Below are 5,720 nucleotides of genomic sequence, written 5' to 3' on the forward strand. Positions count from 1 at the left end.
CCCAAAAAGCGAAGGCCACCCCGGAGGGGGAGGCCTTCCAGGAAAAAGCCCCAGGCAGCGAGCTGTTGCAGGTCGCAAGCGGCGGTGTCACTGCACCAAAGAAAAACCCCCACCGTTGCCGGTGAGGGTGTTTCAGGATAAAGCCCCTGGCGGTGACCTACTCTTGCATGGCCAAGCCACACTACCATCGGCGCATGCGCGTTTCACTTCTGAGTTCGGGATGGGATCAGGTGGGACCACGCCGCTATGGCCGCCAGGGAAGGGGTGGGAGCAGCGCTGACGCGCCGGCTCCGCATTCTTGAAGAGTCCGCCATGGATGGCGGGGTGTTGACTCTTCTTTCGTGAGAGGGATCTCACGTGAGATAAATCGTAAACGAGTGACAAGCGTCGAGGTGAATGCGAATCAGGCTTTGCCAAGACCCACGAAGCTACTTGGGGTTATATGGTCAAGCCGCACGGCTCATTAGTATCAGTTAGCTGAACGCATTGCTGCGCTTCCACATCTGACCTATCAACCACCTAGTCTTGATGGTGCCTTGAGGAGAGTCAAGCTCTCGGGAGATCTCATCTTGGGGCGTGCTTCCCGCTTAGATGCTTTCAGCGGTTATCACTTCCGTTCATAGCTACCGGGCAATGCCTCTGGCGAGACAACCCGAACACCAGCGGAACGTCCACTCCGGTCCTCTCGTACTAGGAGCAGCCCCCCTCAAATCTCCAACGCCCACGACAGATAGGGACCGAACTGTCTCACGACGTTCTGAACCCAGCTCGCGTACCACTTTAAATGGCGAACAGCCATACCCTTGGGACCGGCTACAGCCCCAGGATGTGATGAGCCGACATCGAGGTGCCAAACACCGCCGTCGATATGAACTCTTGGGCGGTATCAGCCTGTTATCCCCGGAGTACCTTTTATCCGTTGAGCGATGGCCCTTCCATACAGAACCACCGGATCACTAAGACCTACTTTCGTACCTGCTTGATCCGTCGATCTCGCAGTCAAGCACGCTTATGCCTTTGCACACAGTGCGCGATGTCCGACCGCGCTGAGCGTACCTTCGTGCTCCTCCGTTACTCTTTGGGAGGAGACCGCCCCAGTCAAACTACCCACCATACACGGTCCCTGACCCGGATTACGGGCCGAGGTTAGAACGTCAAGCACTTCAGGGTGGTATTTCAAGGATGGCTCCATGCAAACTGGCGTCTGCACTTCAAAGCCTCCCACCTATCCTACACAGAAGAACTCAACGTTCAGTGTAAAGCTATAGTAAAGGTTCACGGGGTCTTTCCGTCTTGCCGCGGGAACGCTGCATCTTCACAGCGAATTCAATTTCACTGAGTCTCGGGTGGAGACAGCGCCGCTGTCGTTACGCCATTCGTGCAGGTCGGAACTTACCCGACAAGGAATTTCGCTACCTTAGGACCGTTATAGTTACGGCCGCCGTTTACTGGGGCTTCGATCAAGAGCTTCGCCTTGCGGCTGACCCCATCAATTAACCTTCCAGCACCGGGCAGGCGTCACACCCTATACGTCCACTTTCGTGTTTGCAGAGTGCTGTGTTTTTGATAAACAGTCGCAGCGGCCAGGTTACTGCGACCCTTCAACGCTCAGTCACGCACGTGACCACGTCGAAGGGCGCACCTTCTCCCGAAGTTACGGTGCCATTTTGCCTAGTTCCTTCACCCGAGTTCTCTCAAGCGCCTTGGGATTCTCACCCTGCCTACCAGTGTCGGTTTACGGTACGGTTTTTCTACAGCTGAAGCTTAGTGGCTTTTCCTGGAAGCGTAGTATCGGTCACTTCGTCCAATAGGACTCGTCTCGGTGCTCGGCATAAAGGATCCCGGATTTGCCAAAGATCCATGCCTACCGCCTTTCCCCGGGACAACCAACGCCCGGTAGACCTAACTTTCTCCGTCCCCACATCGCACTGTAGAAAAGTGCTGGAATATTAACCAGCTTCCCATCGACTACGCATTTCTGCCTCGCCTTAGGGGCCGACTCACCCTGCGCCGATGAACGTTGCGCGAGGAAACCTTGGGCTTTCGGCGTGGGGGCTTTTCACCCCCATTATCGTTACTCATGTCAGCATTCGCACTTCCGATACCTCCAGCAGACTTTACAATCCACCTTCACAGGCTTACGGAACGCTCCTCTACCGCGTGCACTTGCGTGCACACCCCGAGCTTCGGTGCATAGCTTAGCCCCGTTAAATCTTCCGCGCAGACCGACTCGACCAGTGAGCTATTACGCTTTCTTTAAAGGATGGCTGCTTCTAAGCCAACTTCCTGGCTGTCTATGCCTTTCCACATCGTTTTCCACTTAGCTATGACTTTGGGACCTTAGCTGCGGGTCTGGGTTGTTTCCCTTTTCACGACGGACGTTAGCACCCGCCGTGTGTCTCCCGGATAGTCTGTCCTGGTATTCGGAGTTTGCCATGGTTTGGTAAGTCGCGATGACCCCCTAGCCATAACAGTGCTCTACCCCCAGGAAGATTCGTCCGAGGCGCTACCTAAATAGCTTTCGAGGAGAACCAGCTATCTCCGAGTTTGTTTAGCCTTTCACTCCTATCCTCAGCTCATCCCCATCTATTGCAACAGATGTGGGTTCGGTCCTCCAGTGCGTGTTACCGCACCTTCAACCTGGCCAAGGATAGATCACTCGGTTTCGGGTCTACTGCCAGAGACTATGCGCCCTATTCAGACTCGATTTCTCTTCGCCTCCCCTATACGGTTAAGCTTGCCACTGACAGTAAGTCGCTGACCCATTATACAAAAGGTACGCAGTTACCCTTGCGGGCTTCCACTGCTTGTACGTATACGGTTTCAGGGTCTATTTCACTCCCCTCTCCGGGGTTCTTTTCGCCTTTCCCTCACGGTACTAGTTCGCTATCGGTCAGTCAGGAGTATTTAGCCTTGGAGGATGGTCCCCCCATGTTCAGACAAGGTTTCACGTGCCCCGCCTTACTCAATTTCACGCACGGTGCCCTTTCGCTTACCGGGCTATCACCGTCTATGGCCAGCCTTTCCAGGCTGTTCAACTAAAACACCGTGCGCTTTTGGGCTAGTCCCCGTTCGCTCGTCGCTACTGAGGGAATCTCGGTTGATTTCTTTTCCTCCGGGTACTTAGATATTTCAGTTCCCCGGGTTCGCCCCGTACACCTATGAATTCAGTGCACGGTACCGCTTGCGCGGTGGGTTTCCCCATTCGGACATTGCCGGATCAAAGCTTGTTGCCAGCTCCCCGACACTTTTCGCAGGCTGCCACGTCCTTCATCGCCTCTGACTGCCAAGGCATCCACCGTATACGCTTAGTCGCTTGACCATATAACCCCAAGTCGCCTCGGGGCATGCACCCTCCTCAGGTGCAGCCAAGTTACTTCGTTTTCGTGCCTTAACACTTGCCTCGGTTCGGTTCGAACCAAGACGCTTGTCACTCGTTTACTTGTTTTCAAAGAACATCACGCCGGCCTCGATGCCGGATGATTTCAAAATCTTTGGTGTGCTGATACTTCACGCAGCGCTTGATGGTGGAGCCAGTCGGGATCGAACCGACGACCCCCTGCTTGCAAAGCAGGTGCTCTCCCAGCTGAGCTATGGCCCCTTGAGGAGTCCGCCCACGGAAGGGCGGCCTTGATCTGCCCTTCGCGGATGACTCCGCGTGAGGTAATGGTGGGTCTGGGTGGACTCGAACCACCGGCCTCACCCTTATCAGGGGTGCGCTCTAACCACCTGAGCTACAGACCCAGAGATTGAGCCCCAGAGCCTGCACCAGCCTGTTTCGAACTTGGGTTCGGAGCGGCTTTGTTGAAGAGTCCGGCCATGGATGGCCGGTCTTGATGTTCGCTCTTCGCAAAAGGGACTTTGCGTAAAGTACAGGTGTCTTGTGTGGACGTCTTGCGTGAAGAATCACGCCGTCGTTTCTTGAAAGGAGGTGATCCAGCCGCACCTTCCGATACGGCTACCTTGTTACGACTTCACCCCAGTCATGGACCACTCCGTGGGCGTCGTCCCCCTTGCGGTTAGACTAACGCCTTCTGGAGCAACCCACTCCCATGGTGTGACGGGCGGTGTGTACAAGGCCCGGGAACGTATTCACCGCGGCATAGCTGATCCGCGATTACTAGCGATTCCGACTTCATGGAGTCGAGTTGCAGACTCCAATCCGGACTGGGATCGGCTTTCTGGGATTGGCTCCACCTCGCGGTATCGCAACCCTCTGTACCGACCATTGTAGTACGTGTGTAGCCCTGGCCGTAAGGGCCATGAGGACTTGACGTCATCCCCACCTTCCTCCGGTTTGTCACCGGCAGTCTCCTTAGAGTTCCCACCTTTACGTGCTGGCAACTAAGGACAAGGGTTGCGCTCGTTGCGGGACTTAACCCAACATCTCACGACACGAGCTGACGACAGCCATGCAGCACCTGTGTTCCGATTCCCGAAGGCACTCCCGCATCTCTGCAGGATTCCGGACATGTCAAGGCCAGGTAAGGTTCTTCGCGTTGCATCGAATTAAACCACATACTCCACCGCTTGTGCGGGCCCCCGTCAATTCCTTTGAGTTTCAGTCTTGCGACCGTACTCCCCAGGCGGCGAACTTAACGCGTTAGCTTCGACACTGATCTCCGAGTTGAGACCAACATCCAGTTCGCATCGTTTAGGGCGTGGACTACCAGGGTATCTAATCCTGTTTGCTCCCCACGCTTTCGTGCTTCAGCGTCAGTGTTGTCCCAGATGGCCGCCTTCGCCACTGATGTTCCTCCCGATCTCTACGCATTTCACCGCTACACCGGGAATTCCACCATCCTCTGACACACTCTAGCTGCCCAGTATCCATCGCCATTCCCAGGTTGAGCCCGGGGATTTCACGACAGACTTAAACAACCGCCTACGCACCCTTTACGCCCAGTAATTCCGATTAACGCTTGCACCCTTCGTATTACCGCGGCTGCTGGCACGAAGTTAGCCGGTGCTTATTCCTCAGGTACCGTCAGCCCCATAGGGTATTAACCCGTGGTATTTCGCTCCTGATAAAAGTGCTTTACAACCCGAAGGCCTTCTTCACACACGCGGCATTGCTGGATCAGGCTTGCGCCCATTGTCCAATATTCCCCACTGCTGCCTCCCGTAGGAGTCTGGGCCGTGTCTCAGTCCCAGTGTGGCTGATCATCCTCTCAGACCAGCTAGCGATCGTCGCCTTGGTGGGCCTTTACCCCGCCAACTAGCTAATCGCACATCGGTTCGTCCTGCCGCGCGAGGCCCGAAGGTCCCCCGCTTTCTCCCGTAGGACGTATGCGGTATTAGTCCCGGTTTCCCGAGGTTATCCCCCACGTCAGGGTAGATCCCGATGCTTTACTCACCCGTCCGCCACTCGCCACCCGGTATTGCTACCTGTGCTGCCGTTCGACTTGCATGTGTTAGGCATGCCGCCAGCGTTCAATCTGAGCCAGGATCAAACTCTTCACTTAAGTTGTCGATGGCTTAATGCCATCTATCTTTCTGAAGCGTTCTTCCCAACCGAAAAAACTCATTACTGACTTTCTTTGGTGGGACGCTTGCATTGCTTGGACAGGTCGCAACCCATCAGCACAAGACGTCCACACAATTCACCTGCGCACACTGTCAAAGATCTTCTCGCCAACCACCACTTCGGTGATCGCCCCGGAACCTTTCGTTCCGGGTGAGCCGCCCATTCTACATCGCTTTTTGCGACCGTCAACACC

Annotated in this window: 2 tRNA genes and 3 rRNA genes; all 5 read right to left on the reverse strand. The window is 55.3% G+C overall.

Features of this window, described 5'->3' with window-relative positions:
* Positions 1-144: 144 nt before the first annotated feature.
* Positions 145-258: ribosomal RNA gene (gene rrf, locus AC3WTD_RS18385) — 5S ribosomal RNA — on the reverse strand.
* A gap of 184 nt (positions 259-442) precedes the next feature.
* Positions 443-3,322, reverse strand: a 23S ribosomal RNA gene (locus tag AC3WTD_RS18390).
* Between the two features lie 203 nt (positions 3,323-3,525).
* A tRNA-Ala gene (locus tag AC3WTD_RS18395) sits at positions 3,526-3,601 on the reverse strand.
* Between the two features lie 66 nt (positions 3,602-3,667).
* Positions 3,668-3,744, reverse strand: a tRNA-Ile gene (locus AC3WTD_RS18400).
* A 180-nt stretch (positions 3,745-3,924) separates the two neighbouring features.
* Positions 3,925-5,465 (reverse strand): 16S ribosomal RNA (locus tag AC3WTD_RS18405).
* Together the 16S, 23S and 5S rRNA genes with 2 tRNA genes alongside form the textbook arrangement of a ribosomal RNA operon.
* Positions 5,466-5,720: the final 255 nt, after the last annotated feature.

Source organism: Rhodanobacter sp. FW106-PBR-R2A-1-15, assembly GCF_058789735.1.